This window comes from Sphingomonas xinjiangensis (assembly GCF_014199255.1).
In the GTDB taxonomy this organism is placed as follows: domain Bacteria; phylum Pseudomonadota; class Alphaproteobacteria; order Sphingomonadales; family Sphingomonadaceae; genus Sphingomonas; species Sphingomonas xinjiangensis.
Window position 1 is genome coordinate 19,786 of the sequence record NZ_JACIJF010000018.1, and the last position, 19,455, is coordinate 39,240.

Sequence of the window (19,455 nt, forward strand, 5' to 3'; positions counted from 1 at the left end):
AGAAGGCTCGTTGATGGCGATTGGTCAGGCCGCTCTCGGGGGAAGCCTGGCGGCAGTAACGGTCGCGCTCCACGCTGCCGCCGATCTCTTCGGGCTGGCCCCGATGGGGTTCGAGCCGGAGATCCCGACGCTTGAGGAATTCGGCCAACCGGAAGGAACGGCTCACCTTCTGACCCATGATGGCAGAAGGCTCGGCACATTGTGGACCCGCTCTCCTGATCTGCCTGACGATCTGAGGGAGATCACCTGCGAGGCACTGGCGCTCTGTGCGGCACGGGCCGAGGTCCGAACAACCGAATGCGAACTGGAGCAGATCCGCGCAGTGATCACGCGCCGCCGCGAGTATCAGGACCTCGTCGAGGAAGTGGCCAGGACATGCACCTTCCTGTGGAAGCCGGCTACCGGCGAGGACATGTGGTCGCGCAATGTCTACAACCTGCTCGGCTACGAGTTCGGCGTCGACGCCCCTTCGTTCCAGAAATACCATGATCGGATCCACCCGGATGACGTCGACCGCTGGAATCGCGTCGTGCCCGCCGCCGGGAGGGACGAACGAAGCTGGAGCATTGAATACCGCGTCGTGCTGCCCTCCGGCGAGGTGCGCCACCTCTTCTCCACCGGCGTGCCCCTGTCGGACGGCAATCACGCTGGAGCTGCCATCGACGTCACAGACCTGCGTCGTTCGGAGGACAAGCTTAGGCGCACGCAGCACGCGCTTGCGCAGGTGTCGCAAGTCACCACGATGGGCGAGCTGGCGGCATCGATCGCACATGAGGTCAATCAGCCGCTGACCGCGATGGTGGCAGACGCTGGCGCCGCGAACCGCTGGCTCGCGCATGTGCCGCCGAACGTCCCGCGCCTGCAGGCCAGTCTGTCGAGCATCGTGCGGGATGCGCTGAGAGCAGGAGAGGTAATTCGCGGCCTGAACGGACTGGCGCATCAGGCACAGATCCAGCAGACACCCCTCGACGTGGATGGTCTGCTGGGAGAGGTGGTGGAGCTGATTTCTCCCGACGTCGAGCGCGAGCACGCCCGGCTGGAACTGGAGCTAGGAGCTGCAGGCGAGCGCGTGCTCGGAGAAGCCGCGCAACTGAAGCAGGTTCTCCTCAACCTCACGTCCAACGCTCTTGAGGCCATGCGCGATGTCGACCTGGGTTCGCGCGTGCTGCGGATCCGCTCCACGGTCGATCAGGGACACGTGCGTGTCGAGGTTTCGGATACCGGACCAGGCTTCGAAACTGATGGAGCAGAGCGCCTGTTCGAAGCATTCTACACCACCAAGAGCAACGGGATGGGGCTGGGTCTCACAATCTGCCGAACGATCATAGAACGTCACAGCGGCAGCCTCATCGCCCATAATCAACAGCCGAAGGGCGGCGTCCTGAGCTTCACGGTCCCTCTGATGGCTGCCGTCGGCTGCGGGTAAGCAAAGCACACGCCGCAACGCGCCGGCTTCCATTCAACTCACTCAAGCGGTTGGGTGGCAGCGGCTGCGGGTGAGCGGCATTCCAGGAAGACGAGCTGCGGTTCGTCCACGCATAGCGCAGGTGCGCTGTCCAGAAAGGCCACCACGCGGGGCTGCGCCATATGCGCATCGAATGCGCCGCGGTCGGACCACTCCTCCAGCACATGCCATCGGTTCGGGTCGTCTAGGCTTTGGAGGATGTCATACCGGAGCGAGCCTCGCTCGCGCCGCGTGGGCTCCACCAGCGCCAGCAGGCGGTCGCCGAGCTGCGTGGAGCAGCCCGGCTTTGCCTCGAAGAACGCCGCTACATGAAAGGTCTTCGCCATTCGAGCGTTCTTCGCAATGATCACCAGCCCTGCTGGGTCGGCAGCACGAACATCTCGGCCATGTCGAGATGCGGCGGTGCCTGGACGGCGTAGGCAACGGCATCGCCGATGTCTTCCGGCTGCAGGAAGGTCATCTGCTGGGCCAGTTCGTCCATCTGCTGGCGGTAGTTGGGGTCGGTGATGTGGTCATACAGCTCGCTGGCGACGGCGCCCGGCTGCACGCAGGTGACGCGGATGTTGTACTTCGGCGCCACTTCCATGCGCAGGCCATCCGCGAAGGCGGCTACGGCATGCTTGGAAGCGCAGTAGACCGACAGGCCCTTGAAGACCTTACGGCCGGCAATTGAGGACATAAGCACGATGTGCCCGGACTTCTGCGCCATGAGAGTGGGAAGCGCCGCAGCCGTGGTGTTGAGCACGCCCTGGACGTTGACGTCGATCATCCGGCGCCACTCGTCGGTCTTGAGCGCGTCGATGTCGGACAGCGGCATCAGGCCAGCATTGGCGACCACCACGTCGAGGCGGCCGAGTTCGCGAAGAGTCTTCTGGACCGCAGCCGCGTTCGCTTCCTCGCTGGTGACGTCGAGCTCGACGGCCAGCGCCTTGCCTCCGGCAGAGGCGATTTCGTCGCTTAGCGCCTCGAGCTTGTCCAGCCGGCGCGCTGCGATGGCTACCGCGTATCCTGCCTGAGAGAGCTTGCGGGCGATCCCGGCGCCGATACCACTCGACGCGCCGGTGATGAATGCGACTTTCTGATCGGACATGATGAATTCCTTTCCTCTGACCCGAAGAGCAAACCGCTTAGCGGCGCACTTCCGAGTTGCAGATAGGACTGCACTTCAGTCGCAACAGTTATCTATGAGGCTATTATCTGCTCGTATAACAAGGCGCATCAGTCAGAACTTCACTTGATCGGAAGCGCTTCGATGCCGAGGCGCTCGGCGATGTGAATCAGTTCAACGAGGGTTCTTGCGCCCATCTTTTCCATCACCCGCCTCTTGTGAACCTTCGCGGTCACTTCACTCGTCCCGAGCGCTGCGGCAAGTTGCTTTATCATGGGGCCTGCGATCACCCGCTGGAGAACCTCGTTCTCCCGCGGCGTAAGCGATGCGAGCCGTTGTTGGAGCCCGCCATCTTCCAGCTGCTCCACGAGCCGGCTCCGGTCGAGCGACAGCGCGTCCGAAATGGTAGCGAGGAGCACTTCCTCCTCGATCGGCTTGGTCAGAAACTCGACGGCCCCCGACTTGATCGCACGGACGCTCATCGGGATGGTGCCATGCCCGGTCATGAAGATGATCGGGGGACGTCGGCTGAGCTCGGCCAGCTGCGCCTGCAGCTCAAGCCCGTCGAGATCAGGAAGCCGGACGTCGAGCAGCACGCACGCTGGACCGGATGGCACTGGCCCGTCCAGGAACGCGCGCGCGGTGGGGTATGCGACGGCACGGTAGCCCGCAGACTCGAGCAGTCGGCTGAGGCTGTTCCGCACCGAAGGATCGTCATCGACGATGCAGACCAGTTCTTCCTGTCCGGCGATGTCGTGGTCCAACGCGGCTAGCCTCCCTCGCGGTCCCGAGGTTCTGCGACAGCGCCGGCGATCGCCTCGAGCAGCGCATCTTCCTCGAACGGCTTCGCAAAGAATGCGCGAGCTCCCCCCTCGATTGCGCGTCGCCGGGTCTCCTCGTCGGAATGCGCGGTCAGAAAGACGATCGGAGGGCAATCCTGCTCGATCCGGATCCGACGCAGCAGCTGAAGGCCGTCCATGCCGCGCATCTTCACGTCCAGGATCAGACAGTCAGCCGAGCGCCAGCGTGCATGCGCGAGCAAATCCTCACCAGATCCGACGCTCTCGGCCTCGTACCCGACAGATTCTAGCAGGTTCTCGAGACTGACTCGCACGTGGCGATCGTCATCCACGATGATGATGAGCGCCATCTGCTCCTCGACTATGCGCCGGCTGCTGCCGGCTGGTGAAGGGATACTAAGGACCCGATTGCGGATCCACCATTACACATCGGTATAACGTGTGGCCAAGTGAGGGAGATCTCGTCGAAACGTCCGCTGCTGCGAGAGCGTCGCCAGTCGCGGGAACACGCCGCCATGCTCCCACCTTTCCAAGGCGGACAGGCACGGCGGCGGAGTCCAGCGGTCAGCTGCCAAGCCCGTCGATCGCGATCAGGCGCGATTTGGAAGCCGCCTGGCGCTGCTTGGCGAGCGGGGCATATTCCGGCGAGGCGAAAAGGGCCTCGATCGACTGCCGGTCCGGGAACTCGAGCAGGATCATGTTGCCGGACTGCCAGTTCTCGAGGTCCAGCGGAGTCGCGTCGAGCGCGAGCGCCTTTCCGCCGAACCGCTCGACCAGCGGGAGTGCCTTTGCGCGGTAATCCTGGATCTGCTCGAGATCGAAGATCTCGAGGTCGCCGATCAGATAAGCCGTCATGTGCGCTCTCCCGTCATGCCGCAACGGCAGCGGGCGTCAGCTGCTGCATCAGCCCGTAGAAGTCGAAATAGGAATCGGCGCGTTCGATCTTGCCGTCGCGAAGCCGGTAGACGTCGCAGAAATTGACCTGCATGCGGGCACCGGTCGGCTCGATCACTCCGGCGGGCGAGTGGAACGTGCCGAGGTGGGTGCCGCGGCCGATCCCCTGTGCGACGACGTGATCGCCAAGGGCAACGAGGGTCTGCACCTCGCAGGTCGCGTCGGGGAAGATGTCGAACCAGCTCTTCCAGGGATCGATGATCGCGCGGACGCCGCGTGACGTGAAATTGAACGGCACGTCTAGCCATTCGCTGTATTCCGCGCCATAGCCTTCGATGGTCGCGAGGTCCTTCGCGTTCACCGCCTCGTAGAGCTGGCGGATGCGCGCTTCATTGGCATCAGACATGGTGGGGTTCTCCTGAACTGAGATGCCCACTCTCGCGAACTTTCGCCGCTGCGGTAATTGTCTGGGTGGATGTTATACCGATGTATACGAGAGGCCCCTCGTTCCCGCTTCCTGCGGGACGGCTGAATAGCGCGACCTATCCGTTTCGATCCGATCTGCAGCGTGCGAGGTTCGACCGCTACGCGCCCTAACCAAGTCATTCAGCCAAACCCCATCCCGTAAGTCGCCGTTCGACTTAGCGCGGTCTTGCCGCCGCTCTTCGGTGGAATGCTGCCAGAAGGGCAGGCCTGAGCGTTCCATAGCCTCCGTCATATCACTTTAGTGCACGCGCAGGAGTAAGCGATCTCCCATGCCGCAGCCTTTGAAGCGATGAGGGTGGATTCAGTCCCGCCCATACTCCCAGCGAAAGGGCACGCCGGTCTTGCCGAGCGCGGCCTCCACGATCGCCGGGAAGGCTCGCTCCGCGCGAACGTCATTAGCGAGGATCACTACGCAACGACGCGCGCGATCGACGCACACGAAGGTGTTGCCGGTCGATTCATTGTGGCCGCCCTTGTAGAAGCCGGGGCCCTGCGGCCCGACGAACGTGACGACGCCCAACCCGGCCGAGAGGTTCGGGAAGCGCTCGGCAGGCGGTGCATCCGGAACAAGGGTCGGGAACTGGCTGCGGCTGGTGATCGGCAGCTGCGGTCGCGTCATCTCGGCAAGCGCCCGCGTGGCGTGGAGCGCGGCGGCGAAGCGGCCGAGATCGGTGATGCTGGTATCCATCGATCCCGCGACGCGGATGCGGCTGCGCTCGTCATGCGGCTCGACCTTGCCTTCAACGGTCCAGCCGTCGGCCAAATTGCCGGCGAAGTCGGGCCGCCACTTGAGGCTGGTCCGGGTCATGCCGAGCGGCCGGAAAATAAGCCGGTCGATCTCCGCGCCCATGTCCAGGCCGAGGCCCTGTTCGAGCCCGAACTGCAGCAGAATAATGCCTTCGCCCGAATAGGCGTAGCGGGTGCCGGGATCGAAGTGGAAGCGCAGCTTCTCGTCGGGTTCGAGGTAGGCGAAATTGGCGAAGCCCGTGGAGTGCGTGAGCACGTGACGGGGCGTGATCTTGCGCCAGCGCTCGTCCGCAGCGAGGTCGCCCCAATTGCCATACGCTTCGAGATTGCCATAGCTGGGCAGCGGCTTGGGCAGCTCGAGGAAACGCCGCGGCAGAGTGCAGATGTACTCCCCACTGGCCGCCAGAGCTGCCGCCACCGCGTAGCTTTGCACCGACGCGGCCACCCACCGCGATCGACCCAGAGCCGCAAGCCTGTCGTCGATCGGCGTCGAGAAGCGGTCGCGAGCGTTGGCGACCACCACGTGCGGCACCTCGCAGAAGACATCGAGGTCCAGCTGCGGGTGCGCGCCGCGGACGCGCGCGCAGGCATAGTGATCCCGCCAGACGGTCCGGTGCATGAGGTGGCCCGGAACGTCTTCGACCCCCGACAGAAGCAGGTCGGCGTCCCCGGCCTCGAGTTGCTCGCCGACGTCGACGCTCGGCAGCACGAAGGAGAACCGCGCGCGCGGCGCCCTCGTTCGGAAAGCAGTGGCCAGTGGCGGCGCGAGAACCGCAGCGGGCGTTTCGAAGCACGCGATGGTGAAGGTTCGAGTGGTCGTCGCCGGGTCGAAGCCGGTCGGCGCCCCCGTCGACGCGAGCATCGAGTCGATCAGGCCGGCGATGGCCGGCTCGATCTCCTCGGCCCGCGGCGTCGGGACCACGCCGCGTCCGGAGGAGTTCGGAACGAACAATGGATCTCCCCGCAGCCTGCGCAGCTTCGCCAGCCTGCCCGACATCGCCGGCTGCGAGATTCCCAGCAGGCCGGAGGCCTTGGTCACATTGCGCTCCTCTAGAAGGGTTCTGAGCGTAAGCAGCAGGGTCAGGTCTAGTTCTGGCATGCGCGCATGATCCTTCGGATCGCTCGTGCATCCGCGGGGCGGAAGCCTGCAATTATCCGTTGGGATCAGCCAGGCTGGCCATCAACGGGCTGGCCGTAGCGGAGAGCGCGCCATCGGTCCCGACCGACTGGCTCTCGAAACGCTCGAGCAGCCATCGGGCGGCTGGCCCGGGCGGCGTGTCGGTCCGGAACACGATGTCGAAGCCGTAGTCGCCGCCGCGCGCGTCGGGCATGTCCAGGTGCACCAGGCGTCCGACCGCGATGTCCTCCGCGATCATTGGCACCGGCATGTTCCCCCAGCCGATGCCTGCCTTCAGAAGGATGTATTTGGATCCCAGGTCGGCGAGCCGCCACGTCCGGCTGCTGACTACGGCGAAGTCGCGGCCATCGGTCAGGCGGGAGCGATCGGTGAGCACCAGCTGGATGTGGTCCCTTCCTGCTCCCGGCTGGTTCCTGCCCGCGACGGAAAGCGGATGCTGCGGCGCTGCGACCGGGATCATCGGGACGCTTCCGCAGGCGATCTTCTCCATGCCGCTGCCGGCCTGGTCGAGCGGGCCGCTGATGCCGATGACGGCCCTCCGGTTCAGCACGAGTTCGGTCACTGCGCCGAGCGTCTCCATGTGAAGATGCAGGGCGACTGTCGGAAACTCCTCCCGGAAGGCGCTCAGCGCATCGGCCACGCGATCCGCAGGCAGCATGACATCGAGCACGACGTGGATTTCGCCTTCCAGCCCCTGCAGCAGGCCCTTGGCCTTGGACCGCATGCCGTCAATGCCGCTGATGACGGTGCGAGCTTCCGCCAGCATGGCCTTCCCCGCCAGGGTCAGCTGAGGCCTTCGGGTAGACTCGCGGTCGAAGAGCGGCATGCCGAGCTGCGATTCCAGATTCCCTATCGAATAACTGATGACCGAAGTGGCGCGGTTCAGCTTGCGCGCTGCGCCAGCGAAGCTGCCGACATCGACCACCGTGATGAAGACCTTCAGCTGATCGAGCGTCGGCGTGCCGGGTTCCGATATCATGACGAATTCCTAGAACGGTTCGGTCGAACTTATGCCGATTTAATCGGCAAACGCCTAGGCGTAGTTTGCTTCTCGCAGCCAGGCCGCACGTCAGCGGCGGCTTTCTGGAGAAACAGCATGACAGTCATGGCCGATCCTTCGAGCGTGGAGCAGGTGGTGCTTCCCTCAGTGCGCGACCTCGGCGACTTCGACGTCCGCCGCGCCCTGCCGACGGCTCAGCGCCGGATGGTTGGCCCATTCGTCTTCTTCGATGCATTCGGGCCCGTGGTGATCCGTCCGGGTGAAGGCGTCGACACCCGCCCCCACCCGCACATCGGCCTGGCGACGCTCACCCATCTGATCGAAGGCGAGATGCTCCACCGCGATAGCGAGGGGTTCGTGCAGGCCATCCATCCCGGCGACGTCAACCTGATGACCGCCGGGCGGGGCATCGTGCATTCGGAGCGCAGCGCGGCCGACTTTCGGAAGACGGGCGGGACCATGTTCGGCTTCCAGACCTGGCTGGCACTTCCCCAATCGCTCGAGGAAACGGCCCCGGCCTTCGATCACGTGAAGGCGGATGCACTGCCCGAGTTCGACGAGGACGGCGTGAAGGTACGGCTGCTCGCAGGCGAGTTCGCCGGGCTGCGGGCACCCACTCCGGTCTTCGCGGACACGCTCTACGCGGATGTGGCGATTACGTCCGGCGGACGCCTGAAAGTGGACTCCGACCATGTCGAGCGCGCCTTCTACGTCGTCGAAGGCGAAGTCGAGGTCGTGGGCCAAGCGGGTAGCTTCGATAAGGACAAGCTGATCGTCCTCAAGCCGGGGGCGGAAGTCATCCTGCGCAGCAGCACGGGGACCCGCCTGATGCTGCTCGGCGGCGAGCCGCTCGACGGGGCGCGCCACATCTACTGGAACTTCGTGTCCAGCAGGCTCGACCGCATCGACGAGGCCGCCCGGCAATGGCGGGACGGCTCCTTCCCCGGGATCCCGGGGGAGAGCGAATTCATCCCCCTGCCCGCGAACTACCGACCGCTCGCGGCTTGAAACATCACATCAGAACAGGAGATTACTAATGACCTATTCCATCATCGGCTCGGGGGCGATCGGGAGCGCTCTCATCCGGCATTTCGCTCGTGTGGGCGTGCCGGTCATGGTCGCCAATTCCCGCGGCGCCGCCGTCCTTCGCGAGATCGAGGACGAGTTCGGTCCCGTGGTCCAGGCGGTCGACGTAGAGACCGCCGCCCGAGCCGACGTGGTGATCTTGGCGCTTCCCTACGCCTCCGTGCCGGAGATCGCAGGTTCGGCCGACTGGACTGGCAAGCTGGTCGTTGACGCGACCAACGCGATTGACTTCTCCAACTTCACGCCCGCTGAACTGGGCGGCCGGCTTTCCTCGCACGTCGTCGGCGAGACGCTCGCTGGCGCATCGGTGGTCAAGGGCTTCAACACGCTGCCGGCGGCAGTCCTCGCAAAGGATCCTGTGACGTCGGAGGGCAGCCGGACCATATTCCTGTCGAGCGACGATCCGCAGGCGGCGGACCGGGTAGCGGAGCTCGTCCGGCAGCTGCAGTTCGCGCCGATCTATCTCGGCAGGATCGACGAAGGCGGTCGCCTCCAGCAGTTCGGCGGTGCCCTGATGGTGCACAGCCTTGTCCGTCAGGTCCCCTGACCCTCACGGGCGATTGCGGCGCAGGCAAAGCCCGGATGACGCATCGGCGCTGGCCGACGCCTGTGCCGCCCACCACCCCCCAGTCACGATGATCGAAGGAGTGTGACATGAGCGATATCCTAAGCGGGAAGACGGTGATCGTGACCGGAGCCGCCAGCGGAATAGGTCGGGCGATCGCGCTCGGCGTGGCGGGACACGGCGCTGGTGCGGTGATCGTGTCCGACATTCAAGCCGAGCCCCGCGAGGGCGGCCGGCCGACCGCCGAGTTGATCCGCGACCTCGGAGTGCAGTCCAGGTTCGTGCGGGCTGATGTTTCGAAGCGCGCCGACAATGACGGGCTGGTCGGAGCTGCTCAGGAGTTCGGTGGCGTGGACGTAATGGTGCTGAATGCCGGCATCTCCCTGCGAGCCGACGGCTTTGACGTTGCCGAGGACGATTACCGACGACTCATGTCGATCAACCTCGACGGTCCGCTCTTCGGCGCACAGGCGGCCGCCCGACAGATGAAGGCTCTCGGCAAAGCCGGAAGCATCGTGCTGATGGGAAGCATGGGCGGTCTCGCAGGCGCCGGCATCACCGTCGCCTACTCGACCAGCAAGGGCGGTGTCACTTTGATGGCCAAGGCTCTCGCAGATGCACTCGGGCCCGATGGCATCCGGGTCAACGCGGTCGCGCCGGGAACTATCGACACTGAATTGCTGCGCTCCACTCCCCCGATCGCCGCCGCGGCGGAGGGATTCAGGCAAAGGACCCCTCTGCGTCGTCTCGGACAACCATCCGAGGTGGGTGATGCGGTCGCGTTTCTCGGCTCCGATTTGTCGAGCTACATCACAGGCATCGCCCTCCAGGTCGATGGTGGACTGCTCTCCGTCATCTAGTCGTTCTCATCGTAGAACGTGCGGGCGGCATCTTCTCGAAGGTGCCGCCCGTTTTCGTTGAGGCCGGCATTGCCGCGTCGTCAATCGCGGGATGACCAAAGCGCGCTCCGCCCCGAGCGCGCTCGCTCCTAAGCCTTGAGCACCGCCCGCCGCGCCGAGCGCTTGTGGCGGGCTGCAGCATCACGGAGCAAGAATATGAGCGACCAGACGTTCCCGAAAACCGGTCTCGAGACCATGATCACCCCGGACAGTTGCGCGCTGATCCTGATCGATCACCAGCCCTTCCAGGTGGCAGGGGTCAAGAACATCGACGTATCGTTGATGGTCAACAATGTCGTCGCGCTCGCGAAGACCGCGAAGGCCTTCGGCGTCCCCACGCTGCTCACCAGCGTCATCAAGGATCGCGGCGGCAACATCCTGAAGCCGCTCACCGACGTCTTCCCCGAGCAGACCCCGATCGACCGCACGTTCATCAACACCTGGGAAGACGAGAAGTGCGTCGCATGGGCGCGCGAAACCGGGCGCAAGAAGCTCGTATTCGCTGCCCTCTGGACCGAGGTCTGCCTCGCCTTTCCCGTGATCCATGCGCTCGGCGATGGGTATGAGGTTTACTTCGTCACCGACGCGTCCGGCGGCACCAGCCAGGAATCCCATGAGATGGGTATCGCTCGAATGATCCAGGCGGGCGCCGTCCCGATGACGACCGTCGTGTTCATGTCAGAACTCCAGCGAGACTGGGCGCGCGTCGATCAAGCCGCCAAGACGGCCGAGATCATCCTCGAACATGGCGGCGCAAGCGCGAGCGCGCTCGCTTGGGAACTGCAGCTGATGGCTGGCGCCGCGGCAGCCTGACGCCTCCGGCTTGTCGAAAAGCTCGAACGAAGCGGTCGATCCTATTCGGATTTCCCGGCCGTTCCGTTCGAGCGACAAGCCACTCACACGATACGAACTCCAGTCGAAGGAAGCCGAGATGGCGAAGGTTCTGGTCCTTTATTACTCGTCCTATGGTCATATCGAGACGATGGCGCACGCCATCGCGGAAGGCGCCAGGTCAGCCGGCGCCGTCGCGGACGTGAAGCGCGTTCCGGAGACCGTGCCCGAGGAAATCGCTCGCAGCGCTTACTTCAAGCTGGACCAGGAAGCCCCAATCGCGACAGTCGCCGATCTCGAGAACTACGACGCCATCATCGTGGGAACTGGCACGCGGTTCGGGCGCATGTCCTCGCAGATGGCGGCGTTCTGGGATGCGGCTGGCGGCCTGTGGGCCCGCGGCGCTTTGAACGGAAAGGTGGGCGGCGCTTTCACCTCGTCTGCCACCCAGCATGGCGGCAACGAGACGACGCTCTTCTCCATCATCACCAACCTCTTCCACTTCGGCATGACGATCGTGGGCCTGCCCTACAGCCATGCCGGCCAGATGACGCTCGAAGCTGTCGTCGGTGGTGCACCCTATGGATCCACGACGATCGCCGGAAGCGACGGCTCGCGGCAGCCCTCGGACATCGAACTCGAAGGCGCCCGTCACCAAGGCGAACTGGTCGCTAAGGCCGCTGCCAAGCTGTTCGGCTGATCAAGGAAGGGGAGGCCCTCCGATGGCGAGCCTGCAGAACAAGGTCGTGATGGTGACCGGAGCCGCGTCGGGCATCGGGCGGGAGTCCGCGCTGGCCTTCGCGAGGGCAGGCGCGTGGGTCTTCGGCGCTGACCGGGACACGGCAGGATTGCGGCAGACCAACCAGTTGGCGGCTTCGGAAGGCCTTCGCTTCAGCGTATCCGAAGTGGACGTCTCCCTGGCCAGCGACGTCGAGCGTTTCACCGCCCATGTGCTGGCGTCGGCGGGCCGCCTGGACGTCGCCTTCAACAATGCCGGCATCACCGGTTCCGCGCATCGGATCGAGGACTACCCGGTCGACGATTTCGATCGCGTGCTGGCCGTGAACCTTCGCAGCGTCTTCCTCGGCATGAAGTTCCAGATACCGGCGATGGTGCGAAGCGGCGGTGGCGCGATCGTGAACACGGCGTCTGTCGCCGCGCTCACAGGACCGGGAGGGATGAGCGCCTATGCCGCGTCGAAGCACGGGGTGCACGGCCTCACCCGCGTGGCGGCGATGGAGAATGCAGCGCGAGGCATCCGCGTCAACGCCATCGCGCCCGGCTGGACCGAGACGCCAATGGTTGCCGCGAACAGCCGGCAGAACCCTCGGTTCGCAGAACTCGCCCGCACCGCCATTCCGGTCAAGCGCGGCGCGGATCCCAAGGAAATCGCAGATGCCGCGCTTTGGCTCGCGTCGGACGCCGCCAGCTATGTCGTGGGGCAGATGCTGGTGGTCGATGGCGGAATGACCATCGGCGGCTTCGAACTCTGATCAACAGGAGATTGACATGAACGACATCAGCGAAGCCGCCAAGGCAGTGGTCCGCCGCAACACGGAAGAAGTTCAAGGCGGTGGCAATTTCGAGCTGTTCGAGGAACTGTTCGCGGACGACTTCCTCGACCACACGCCCCAGCCTGGCGGCACACCGGACAAAGCGGGTGCGCGAGCGCTCTATCACCGTCTGCGCGAGGCCTTCCCCGATTTCCGTCCTGAGATCCGCTGGCAGGCCACCGACGGGAATCTGGTGACGACCTACAAGATCTACCACGGCACGCATCTCGCCGAGTTCCTCGGTGTCCCCGCGACCGGGAAGGAGATTCACTTCGAGACGGTCGACGCGATGCGCGTCGTCGACGGCAAAATCACCGAGCATTGGGGTGTGGCCAACCTGTATTCCCTAATGGAGCAGCTCGGCGCCAAGCCGCAGGTCGGCGCGCGATGAGCAAGGTCGTGCGCTTCCGACAGACCGGCGCCCCGGCGGTAATGGTTGTCGAGGAGGACGTGGTGGGTCCTCCAGGTCGCGGCGAGGTGCAGCTTCGGCAGCATGCCATCGGGGTGAATTTCGTCGACACGGCGTTTCGGGACGGCAGCTTCGGCACGCCCTTGCCTGCGGTCGCCGGCATCGAAGCGGCGGGCGTGGTGACGGCGCTGGGTGAAGGAGTGACCAGCTTCACTCCCGGCGACCGCGTGTCCTACTTCTTTGCCCCCGGCAGCTATGCGGAAGTGCGCAACGTGTCGGCGGAAGCTCTCATCCCCCTGCCCGAGGACATTTCCTTCGAGACCGCGGCAGCGATCATGGCGAAGGGGCTTACCGCGCGGATGGGGGTGCGCCGGCTGCACGCTGTGCAGCCGGGACAGACTGTAATCGTCCAAGGGGCGACGGGAGGCGTCGGATCGTTCACGGCGCGTTGGTCGGCTGCGCTTGGTGCAAAGGTGATCGGCACCGGCTCTCGGCAGAAGCTCGATCTGCTCGAAGGTTCGGGTGTGATCGCAGTCGACTCGCATGATCACGATCTCGGAGCCGCTCTGCGGCGGATTGCGCCGGACGGGGCCGACGTCGTCTACGAGTTTGTCGGCAAGGCGACTTTCCCTGCGTCGATCACGGCGGTTCGCGACGGCGGCACGATCGTTGCCATCGGCGCGGCATCGGGCGCCCCCGACGCGGATGCCGATCTTCTGGCAAGCCGCGCGATCAACCTCACGCGGGGAAGCACTGCCCAGCTCGTCAGGGGACCGCTCCTGCAGTCCGCCAGCCTGGAGGTCTTCGATGCGCTTCGACGCGGCTATCTTGGCACGCCGAAGCTCCACCGGTATCGGCTCGAAGACGCCGTCCAGGCGCACATCGACATCGCAACGCGTGCGCGTGACGGTCTTCCGATCCTGCTTCCTTGATCGAGGGCCTGCGCCGCTGCACGGCGCAGGCTGCCTCTGCCAGCTAGTGGGACCAAGATGATCACGACGGACCGCCTGACGCTTCGGCCTCATCGCACGGACGACTTCGAGCAACTGTCGTCCCTCTATCGAGATGAAGCGATGACCGCGTTTATCCGAGGGTTGCCCGCCAACGAAGAGGAATGCTGGCACCGGCTTCTTCGCTACGTCGGGCACTGGACCGCGCTTGGTTTCGGATTGTTCGCTGTGGTCAGACGGGCGGACGACCGGATCATCGGAGAAGTCGGGTTCGCGGACTTCCGCCGTGGACTGGGACATGACTTTGACAGCTACCCCGAAGCCGCATGGATGTTCTGCGGTGCGGCGCACGGTCAGGGCTATGCAGTGGAAGCGATGACCGCAGCGATCAGCTGGTTCGAGGCCGCGCACAGGCATGAGAAGACGGTCTGCATCATCGATCCCGACAATAGTGGCTCGATCCGGCTGGCCGCCAAGCTCGGCTTCGTGAAATTCGGCACTTCGATGTACCGCGGTGCCGCGGTGACGATGCTGGCGAGGACGCCTGCCGGAGCGGGCTGATCGTCAACGGCCAGGTGGATACTGTTCAAGCAGGCAGCGTCGCGACTATGCGACACCGTAAAGCGCGGCGGCCCTGCGCTGGTGCGGAGGCGCAGAATGCACCCGGTTGAGATGTTCGAGCTGGTCGTCGGCATGCTCGTCGCGGTGCTGGCACTTCACTACGTCGCGCGGCGACTGAACCTTCCGCCGGCGGCCGCCTTGCTCGTGGGCGGAGGCGGGTTGGCATTTCTGCCCGGGCTCCCTTCAGTCGAACTCGACCCCGAACTGGTTTTGGTGCTGTTTCTGCCGCCTTTGTTGATGGACGGCGCCTGGTTTACGGCGCTTGCGCCTTTTCGTCGCAATCTCGCCGGCATCCTCTCTCTCGCAATCGGCGCGGTCCTGTTCACTGCGATCGTGGTCGCTTGCGTAGCAAAGACGCTGATCCCGGGACTTCCTTGGGCGGCATGCATCGCCCTTGGCGCCATCGTGTCGCCTCCCGATGCCGTCGCTGCGCGCGCCGTGCTGCAAAGGGTTCGTCTGCCCCGCCGATTGACGGCACTGCTCGAGGGAGAGAGCCTGTTGAATGACGCGACCGGCCTCGTCCTGTTCCGGTTCGCGGTCGCAGCGGTATTGACCGGATCCTTCAGCCTGGCCGAGGCGACCGGGAGCTTCGTGGTGCTCGTTGTCGGAGGCGTGCTGGTCGGCGGCGGCGTCGGAGGACTGTGGGTGCGGATCCTGCGGTCGCTCGAAGACGACAATCTGATGATAGCGTTGTCGGCACTCGTCTGCTGGCTCGCTTACATCGCGGGCGAGCTGCTTCACGTCTCCGGTGTGATCGCAACGGTCACGGCTGGTCTTGTCTGTGGATGGTATCAGCACGTCGTGTTCTCGGCGAGCGTGCGCGTGCGCGCCGTTGCCTTCTGGAAGGTCATGACTTTCCTGCTGGAGGCGGCCGTATTCGTCCTGATCGGCTTCTCCCTCCGGGGCGTGCTGGATCGTCTTGGAGGACCCGCGGTGGTGCTCGAGACGATGGCGCAGCCGGTGCTGCTGATCGTTCTGACCGTTCTCATCGCCCGATTTCTCTGGATATTCGGCGCAGATCTGTTGGTGAAACTTCTTCGTTCCGCTGGAGCGAGGCACCTGCGACCGCTTGGATCGCGTGCTTCGCTGGTGATGAGCTGGGCGGGGATGCGTGGCGTCGTTACTCTCGCAGTGGCGCTGACGTTGCCCGATGCCATGCCGGGCCGCGATCTCATGCTCGTTACCGCGTTTGCGGTCATCTTCATGACGGTGCTTCTGCAAGGCACCACCCTTGGCGCAGTGATCAAGTTGGCCCGCCCCGCCGAGGAGAAGGACGCGATCGCGCCCATGAATCTGCACGCGGCGGAGACCGCGATGTTCAAGGCGCAGTTTGCCGCCGTCGAACGGCTGGCGTTCGATGGGGATGGTGAGTTGCTGCACCCGCAGCTTCTCGACCGCTATCGCACGCGTGCGACCGCCTCGTCCAAGTTCGAGCTTGATCTCGAGGAGCGGACCCGCAGGATCATCGAGCATTTCGATATCGTGCTTGCTGCAGTTGCAGCCGGACGTGCCGAGCTCGTCCGGCTGCACAGGAATGGGCAGATCGAGCGGGCCATTTCAAGGAACGACGGGGAGATGCACGGCCGCATCGAACAGGCCTACCTTTCGTACTCCAGGCAACAGATTCAGTACTATAGCGACCTCAACGCAAAGGTGCTCGGGTACCGCCCTCCTGAGATCATCGTGCTGCACCTGAACAGCCTCAACGCCGCGGTGGCCGATCGCCTCCTGAAGGTTTTCAAGGAGCTCGATTACCGGTTTGTCTCGTTGGCCGAGGCGCAGTCAGATCGCGCCTATCAACAATCTCCTGCGCACGCCACGAGGTTCGGTCCGATGTGGGGTTACAGGTGGGCACGCGAACGCAGCATCAAGGTAGACGGGAGCTTGGAGCAAGAGCCGCCGCAGTGGATCGCAACCTATGCGGCAGGTAAGTGATGTTGTGGTCGGGACCTGTGTCGATGAGGGGAGCCCCGGCGCCACCGTCGGCAAGGGGCAAATGACGACCGGTGCTACTTCGCCCATTCCAGCCAGCCGGTACTACCCGGCATATCAAAGTGAACGACAGGCTGATCCGAAGGCCGCTGCTCGAGCAAATTGCCGTTCGGGTTCGCCTCGGCCGGGTCAAGCGAGCTGCGGCGGGGACCTAGGCGGCGGCAAGTTTGGAGTGCTGAACGAAGTCAATTCAGTTCGGCGGCGCGGTCACTTAGCAAAAGGTATTGACGAGGCACTGCCGCAACCGAATATTTGAGCGTAGCGGCCGTGATAACGACAGCTCTCACCCGGTAGTGAATCCCCTGCTCGCACACCTGTCGCGCCACCGAGCTCAAGCCGCCATTACGCTCCGGTACAATTCAAAAGCGCAGCATGCGGTGATTAGATGCGGCAAGCCGATCAGGAGATCGTGATTGCCTCTACCTCTCGTTCAATGTCCTGCGCCGGCGCAGGAAGCGTCCGCTATCGCCGGTGAGCAACCTCGCTGCCCAACGGCGACAAGCGACATACCCGAACGTGCCGATCCGGTATCACGAGCGCCTGCGCTCACCGTCGAACGATATGATGAGGACTGGTCTGCTCTTGCGGATGCCCGCGCCCGGACTGGACGATGGACCGAAAGGTTCAAATATCTCCCGCTCAACTCGGACGGTTCGGTCTATATCACGACCGGGATCGAGGTCCGAGCCAGGTCCGAAAGCTATAGTGCGCCGAGCTGGGGAGCCGCGCCCGACTTCGACTATGTCTGGACGCGCGTCATGCCCTATGCGGACGTGCATGTCGGCAGCGTTCGGTTCTTCGTGCAGCCGCTGGCCGCGCACGTGATAGGCCGCGCCCCGCCACATCGGCCAGCTGACCGGACTGGAACCGACGTGCTGCAGGCCTTGGCCGAGTTCGAGCTTACGGTTGGTGCTTCTGGGTCCCTGCGCACGTCCGTCGGCCGCCAATTGGTCAGCCTGGGAGGAGGGCGGCTCATCGACACTCGCTACGGTCCTAACGTGCCGATGCCATTCGACGGCCTTCAGGCGCGGTTCGAGACCACCCGAGCGAAAGTGACCATGTTCGACCTCAGACCCGTGGAGACCGGTCCCCATGATTTCGATGACCGTGGATCCAGCCGCAGGCGGGTTTGGGGCGTCTACGGCGCGATCTGGCGTGAAGGTTCGCGCGAGACCGGAACCGACCTTTATTACATCGGCTTCCGAGATAGGCGCGCAGTCTTCGAGCAGGGCGCCGCGCGTGAGCTCCTCCACACCTTCGGTGTTCGCGAATTCGGCCAACATGGCCCGGGGCACTGGAACGTCGAGGGTGTGCTGCAATCTGGCTCCTTCGGCCACGCCTCCGTAAGCGCGTGGGGACTGGGGATGGAGATCGGGCGCCGCTTCGATTCAACTCCCTTCCGCCCCGACCTGACGCTCATCCTGGATATCGCTTCCGGTGACCGCGACCCGGCCCGGAAGACGCTCCAGACCTTCAATCCGTTGTTCCCGAGAGGCAAATATTTCGGCGCGCTTTCGCCTGTTGGACCGCGGAACGTTATCCACCTGAATCCATCCCTGGCACTCCACCCCGCGAAGCGCGTGGGCCTTTCGCTGGCAGCTTCGGCCTTCTGGCGACAAAGCAGGCGTGACGGGGTCTACGGCATCGCCGGTGATCTAGTGCGAAGAGGCGGCTCCAGTCGCGATCGGTTCGTGGGAAGCCAATTCGAGGCTGCTGGATCCTTGCAATTGACGCCAGAGCTGAGCCTCTCCACTTCATTGAGCGCCTTTGCGCCAGGGGCCTTCATCCGAGCCACCGGCCCGGCGAGAACCACGTTGATGAGCGCGTCGACCATCAGCTTTCGGTTCTGACAAGCCTGACGAAGACAAGGGTTCATTTTGCGAGTGGACGAGGTGAGGCCATTAGCGCGCCTTCGGACGAGACTTGTCCGGGCTGACGATCGCCCGCCACCGCAATGTGCCGCGGGATGGTCAGCCTGAACTTCGCTCCCGTTGGCGTCGGCAGGAGATCGAGCGCTCCTCCATGGCTTGATGCGATCGATCTCGAGATCGCGAGGCCCATGCCCATGCCGTCGCTTTTGGAGGTTGCCAGCGGCTCGAACAGCATACCCTTGATCGATGGGGCAACGCCCGGCCCGTTATCGGCTATCGTGCAGACGACCGACGTGCCGGAGGGTTGCAGCGTGAGGCTGATGGCCGGTGCGGCCACTGGCTCATCGCGAATGGCTTCGATGCTGTTGCGGAGAAGGTTCACCAATACCTGCTGGATTTGAACGCGGCTGCCCAAGACCACCAGCCCATCGCTGCACAGCGAGAGTTCCAGCCGTATCGAGAGCCTTGCGAGCTCAGGTCGCAATGCGGCGGTGACCTCTTCTATGATCGAGTTCATCTCTACCAAGGTGGCGTCCGCCTCCTGATTGCGAGCCAATGCACGCAGACCAGTGACGATGTCAGCCACGCGGGACACTTCGGAGATCACGTCGTCGAGCATCGCGGAAGCCTCGGCAAGAACGGGCCGATCCCTCTCTATCCAGCGCTTCGCTGCCTCGGCACTTGCCACGATTGCCGATAGAGGCTGGTTGATCTCGTGGATGATCGACGATGCGAGCTCCCCCATGACCGCCAACCGCGCAGCACGCAGGTCACGTTGATCGCCGCAGGGTGCAGGCGAAATCGTATTGGATTCGTGGTTTGCGAGAGCTCCGCCCGCTCCGGCCCTTTCACGTGGCGAGCCGCCAACCGCCGGAGGGGCGACCGCCGAGGTGGACCGATGATCTGGGAGTGGAACCGCTTCCTCTAAACCGATCGAGGGCTCGCCCGCCGTCAGCAACGCTCCGCGGCCGGCGGGGCGGCGCTCTAAGGACATGGCGTGCCCCAAACCGCACTGACATGCCGCTCACCGGAACGGCCGT

21 protein-coding genes are annotated in these 19,455 nt (G+C 64.3%); 12 read left to right on the forward strand and 9 right to left on the reverse strand.

All coding sequences use genetic code 11. The features are described from left to right. Positions 1–13 precede the first annotated feature (13 nt). On the forward strand, positions 14–1,426 hold the full coding sequence (locus FHT02_RS18035) for a sensor histidine kinase (protein ID WP_184091008.1): 1,413 nt from the start codon (positions 14–16) through the stop codon (positions 1,424–1,426). A gap of 38 nt (positions 1,427–1,464) precedes the next feature. On the opposite strand, the gene FHT02_RS18040 is transcribed toward FHT02_RS18035, so the two are convergent. The 8 genes from FHT02_RS18040 to FHT02_RS18075 all read right to left on the reverse strand — a co-directional run bounded on the left by FHT02_RS18040 (position 1,465) and on the right by FHT02_RS18075 (position 7,614). Then, positions 1,465–1,791 carry a putative quinol monooxygenase gene (locus FHT02_RS18040; protein ID WP_184091010.1) on the reverse strand — a complete coding sequence of 109 codons (327 nt, stop codon included), beginning with the start codon at positions 1,789–1,791 and terminating at the stop codon, positions 1,465–1,467. A 20-nt stretch (positions 1,792–1,811) separates the two neighbouring features. Beyond that, positions 1,812–2,555, reverse strand: a complete 744-nt coding sequence (locus FHT02_RS18045; protein ID WP_184091012.1) for an SDR family oxidoreductase — start codon at positions 2,553–2,555, stop codon at positions 1,812–1,814. A 140-nt stretch (positions 2,556–2,695) separates the two neighbouring features. Next, positions 2,696–3,337, reverse strand: coding sequence for a response regulator transcription factor (locus FHT02_RS18050; RefSeq protein WP_221239561.1), 642 nt, complete (start codon positions 3,335–3,337; stop codon positions 2,696–2,698). A 5-nt stretch (positions 3,338–3,342) separates the two neighbouring features. Beyond that, positions 3,343–3,723, reverse strand: a complete 381-nt coding sequence (locus FHT02_RS18055; protein WP_184091014.1) for a response regulator transcription factor — start codon at positions 3,721–3,723, stop codon at positions 3,343–3,345. Positions 3,724–3,937: 214 nt separating this feature from the next. Beyond that, on the reverse strand, positions 3,938–4,228 hold the full coding sequence (locus FHT02_RS18060; RefSeq protein WP_184091016.1) for a DUF1330 domain-containing protein: 291 nt from the start codon (positions 4,226–4,228) through the stop codon (positions 3,938–3,940). A gap of 13 nt (positions 4,229–4,241) precedes the next feature. Then, positions 4,242–4,673, reverse strand: coding sequence for an ester cyclase (locus tag FHT02_RS18065; protein WP_184091018.1), 432 nt, complete (start codon positions 4,671–4,673; stop codon positions 4,242–4,244). Between the two features lie 381 nt (positions 4,674–5,054). Continuing rightward, complete coding sequence (locus FHT02_RS18070) at positions 5,055–6,599, reverse strand: serine hydrolase (RefSeq protein ID WP_184091020.1); 1,545 nt, start codon at positions 6,597–6,599, stop codon at positions 5,055–5,057. Between the two features lie 52 nt (positions 6,600–6,651). Beyond that, positions 6,652–7,614 (reverse strand): LysR family transcriptional regulator, encoded by a 963-nt coding sequence (locus FHT02_RS18075; RefSeq protein WP_343056995.1) that lies wholly within the window; start codon positions 7,612–7,614, stop codon positions 6,652–6,654. 129 nt (positions 7,615–7,743) lie between these two features. On the opposite strand from FHT02_RS18075, the gene FHT02_RS18080 reads away from it, so the two are divergent. The 11 genes from FHT02_RS18080 (at position 7,744) to FHT02_RS18130 (ending at position 18,394) form a co-directional block, all read left to right on the forward strand. Beyond that, positions 7,744–8,646 (forward strand): pirin family protein, encoded by a 903-nt coding sequence (locus FHT02_RS18080; protein ID WP_425506461.1) that lies wholly within the window; start codon positions 7,744–7,746, stop codon positions 8,644–8,646. A gap of 28 nt (positions 8,647–8,674) precedes the next feature. Next, positions 8,675–9,271, forward strand: coding sequence for an NADPH-dependent F420 reductase (locus tag FHT02_RS18085; RefSeq protein WP_184091026.1), 597 nt, complete (start codon positions 8,675–8,677; stop codon positions 9,269–9,271). 107 nt (positions 9,272–9,378) lie between these two features. Next, positions 9,379–10,149, forward strand: a complete 771-nt coding sequence (locus FHT02_RS18090; protein ID WP_184091028.1) for an SDR family oxidoreductase — start codon at positions 9,379–9,381, stop codon at positions 10,147–10,149. Positions 10,150–10,344: 195 nt separating this feature from the next. Beyond that, positions 10,345–11,001 (forward strand): hydrolase, encoded by a 657-nt coding sequence (locus tag FHT02_RS18095; protein ID WP_184091030.1) that lies wholly within the window; start codon positions 10,345–10,347, stop codon positions 10,999–11,001. 118 nt (positions 11,002–11,119) lie between these two features. Next, entirely contained in the window at positions 11,120–11,719 is a 600-nt protein-coding gene (gene wrbA / locus FHT02_RS18100) for an NAD(P)H:quinone oxidoreductase (RefSeq protein WP_184091032.1), read from the forward strand. A 22-nt stretch (positions 11,720–11,741) separates the two neighbouring features. Next, a complete protein-coding gene (locus FHT02_RS18105; RefSeq protein ID WP_184091034.1) occupies positions 11,742–12,512 on the forward strand; it encodes an SDR family NAD(P)-dependent oxidoreductase in 771 nt (256 codons plus the stop codon). 16 nt (positions 12,513–12,528) lie between these two features. Then, positions 12,529–12,963: an ester cyclase gene (locus FHT02_RS18110; RefSeq protein ID WP_184091036.1), complete on the forward strand. Its 435-nt coding sequence runs from the start codon at positions 12,529–12,531 to the stop codon at positions 12,961–12,963. Then, on the forward strand, positions 12,960–13,913 hold the full coding sequence (locus tag FHT02_RS18115; RefSeq protein WP_184091038.1) for a zinc-binding dehydrogenase: 954 nt from the start codon (positions 12,960–12,962) through the stop codon (positions 13,911–13,913). Before FHT02_RS18110 ends, FHT02_RS18115 begins: the two co-directional genes overlap by 4 nt. 57 nt (positions 13,914–13,970) lie before the next feature. Next, positions 13,971–14,492, forward strand: coding sequence for a GNAT family N-acetyltransferase (locus tag FHT02_RS18120; RefSeq protein ID WP_184091040.1), 522 nt, complete (start codon positions 13,971–13,973; stop codon positions 14,490–14,492). A 132-nt stretch (positions 14,493–14,624) separates the two neighbouring features. Further along, positions 14,625–16,487, forward strand: coding sequence for a Na+/H+ antiporter (locus FHT02_RS18125; protein WP_246352516.1), 1,863 nt, complete (start codon positions 14,625–14,627; stop codon positions 16,485–16,487). Positions 16,488–16,957: 470 nt separating this feature from the next. Beyond that, a complete protein-coding gene (locus FHT02_RS18130) occupies positions 16,958–18,394 on the forward strand; it encodes an alginate export family protein (RefSeq protein ID WP_221239562.1) in 1,437 nt (478 codons plus the stop codon). A 22-nt stretch (positions 18,395–18,416) separates the two neighbouring features. Here the strand turns inward: FHT02_RS18130 and FHT02_RS18135 are convergent, their stop codons facing one another. After that, on the reverse strand, positions 18,417–19,373 hold the full coding sequence (locus FHT02_RS18135) for a sensor histidine kinase (RefSeq protein WP_184091044.1): 957 nt from the start codon (positions 19,371–19,373) through the stop codon (positions 18,417–18,419). Between the last annotated feature and the right edge of the window lie 82 nt (positions 19,374–19,455).